Here is a 2,526-nt window from a genome sequence, read left to right as displayed (position 1 = left end):
CCGGCGGCCCGCTGCCCGTCCTGCTTCCCGTCCTGCTTCTCCTCCGGGCGCACGCGCGGGACCGCCAGCGCGGCGAGCACGCCGACCAGCGGGAACAGCGCCGAGACGAGGAACGCCCGGCCGAACCCGTCGGCGAGCGCCTCCCTGGACGCCTGCTGCGCGCCGCCCCCGGCCCCGGAGGTGTGCGCCGCCGCGATCAGCGACAGGATCCCCAGGCCGAGCGCGCCGCCGACCTGGCGGCTGGTGTTCAGCAGCCCGGACACCAGGCCCTGCTCGCGGTAGCCGACCTCGGCGGTGCCCGCGACGGTCATCGACGCGGAGATGATCCCCTGGCCGACGCCCAGCACGAGCGTCGGGCCGAACAGGTCGGTGAGGAAGTCCGCGCCGGCCGACGCCCGCGACAGCCAGGCGAGCCCGGCCGCCGACAGCAGCAGCCCGGTGACCAGCAGCGGCCGGGGGCCGAGCTTGGGCACGAGCGAGGCGATGCCGCGCGCCGCGACCAGGATGCCGAGCGACAGCGGCAGGTAGGCGAAGCCGGTCTCCAGCGGGCTGTAGCCGAGCACCAGCTGCAGCAGCAGCGTGAACAGGAAGAACGTCCCCCACAGCGCGGCGGTGCTGGTGAAGGCCACCAGGTTGGCCGCCGTCACCGACCGGTTCCGGAAGATCGACAGGGGGACGAGCGGGTGCCGGTCCATCTTCGCCTCGTTCAGCACGAACAGCGCGAGCAGCACCACGCCCACCGCGAGGAAGCCCAGGATCTGCGGCGACCCCCAGCCCTCCCGCTCGGACCGGACGATGGCGTAGACGAGGGAGATCAGCCCGACGGTGATGGCCACCGAGCCGCGGACGTCCGCCTCCCGATCGCCGTCGTCCTTGCGCGACTCGGTCACCGCGTACATCACGGCCGCCGCCAGCACGGCGCCGACCGGCACGTTGACGAGCAGGATCCAGCGCCAGGACAGCCATTCGGTGATGACCCCGCCGATGAGGGCGCCGACCGCGCCGCCCCCGGCCGCCACCGCGCCCCACATCCCGAACGCCTTGGCGCGCTGGTCGCGGTCGGTGAAGGTGGTGCCGAGGACGGTCAGCGTCGCGGGCGCCATGATCGCGGCGCCGAGCCCCTGCACCCCGCGCGCGACGAGCAGCGACGCCGGGTTCCAGGCCAGGCCGCCCGCCAGGCTCGCGAGCGTGAACACGGCGATTCCGCCGAGGAACACGCGCCGCCGCCCGTAAAGGTCGGCGAGCCGTCCGCCGAGCAAAAGGAAACCGGCGAACACGATCGTGTACGCATTGATGATCCATTGAAGGGAATCGGTCTGGAAATGCAGCGCGTTCCTGATCGAGGGGAGCGCGACGTTCATCACCGACGCGTCCAGGACGACCAGGAACTGCCCGGCGCAGCACGTGGCCAGGACGAGGCCCAGCCGCCGCGGGGCCCCCTTCGCGGGAGCCGCCGTGTCAGTGGTCACGGGGAATCACTCCTTGGTCGAGGCGTCCGATCTCCTGACGCCGCGCTACTAACCACGGAGCGGGACGGGAAACGTCGAAGCGGTTCCGGTCCGCCGGGATGCTCCTTTCGATACCCCCGGTGGTCCCGAAAGGAGCAGAGCGCGCGTGACCATCGGCTCATTCGGCGGCTCGATGGACACGGGGCGATTAACCGGGCTCCCCGGGGATATTGCGGGCCGGGTGAATCGCTCCAACATCCGGCCCCCGAGACCGATACAGGAGGTTCGCCGCAGATGCTGCGCTTCAAGCTTCTCGGCCCGCTCGACGTCGCGGCCGACGGCCCCGCATTCGCCCCGACCGCGCCCAGGGTGCTGAACACGCTCGCCCTGCTGCTGGTGCGCGCGGGACACGTCGTCCCGCTGGAGACGATCATCGAAGAGCTCTGGGGCGAGGACCCCCCGCGCAGCGCCGCCAGGACGGCCCAGACGTACGTCTACCAGATCCGCCGCTGGCTGAGCGACGAGGCGGTCCCGGCCGGCCACAAGGAGATGCTGGTCACCCGCCCGCCGGGGTACTCGCTGCACGTCGACCCCGGCCAGCTCGACCTCGGCGACTTCGAGGGCCTGCTGGCCCGCGGCCGCGGGCTGCTGGAGCGCGGCCGGCCCGGCGAGGCCGCCGTCCCGCTCCGCGCGGCGCTGGAGCTGTGGGACGGCCCGGCGCTGGCCAACATCCAGCTCGGCCGGGTGCTGGAGGGGCACGCCGCGGCGCTGGAGGAGCACCGCAGCCGCGCGCTGAACCTGCGGATCGAGGCCGACCTGCGGCTCGGCCGGCACCGCGAGCTCATCGGGGAGCTGCGCTCGCTGGTGACCGCGAAGCCCTACGACGAGTGGTACCACAGCCTGCTGGTGTGCACGCTGGCGAACGCCGGCCGCCGCTACGACGCGCTGGAGGCCTACCACGCGGCGCGCGACCTGCTCGCCGAGGACCTCGGGCTCAGCCCGTCCCCGGAGCTGTGCAAGGTCCACAACGCCGTCCTGCACGGCGACGCCCCGAGCGCGCCGCTGTCCTGCGCGGCCC

Annotated in this window: 2 protein-coding genes; one reads left to right on the top strand and one right to left on the bottom strand. The window is 73.1% G+C overall.

The annotated features are described in order from the left end of the window. The coding region (locus E1298_RS46080) for an MFS transporter (protein ID WP_131903678.1) at window positions 1-1,469 on the bottom strand (1,469 nt) is incomplete at its 3' end. 273 nt (window positions 1,470-1,742) lie between these two features. Here E1298_RS46080 and E1298_RS46075 point away from each other — a divergent pair. Beyond that, the coding region (locus E1298_RS46075) for an AfsR/SARP family transcriptional regulator (RefSeq protein ID WP_165975986.1) at window positions 1,743-2,526 on the top strand (784 nt) is incomplete at its 3' end.

The sequence above is a fragment of the Actinomadura rubrisoli genome (genome assembly GCF_004349215.1).
GTDB lineage: Bacteria > Actinomycetota > Actinomycetes > Streptosporangiales > Streptosporangiaceae > Spirillospora > Spirillospora rubrisoli.
This window is presented reverse-complemented; position numbering and strand designations above follow the sequence as displayed.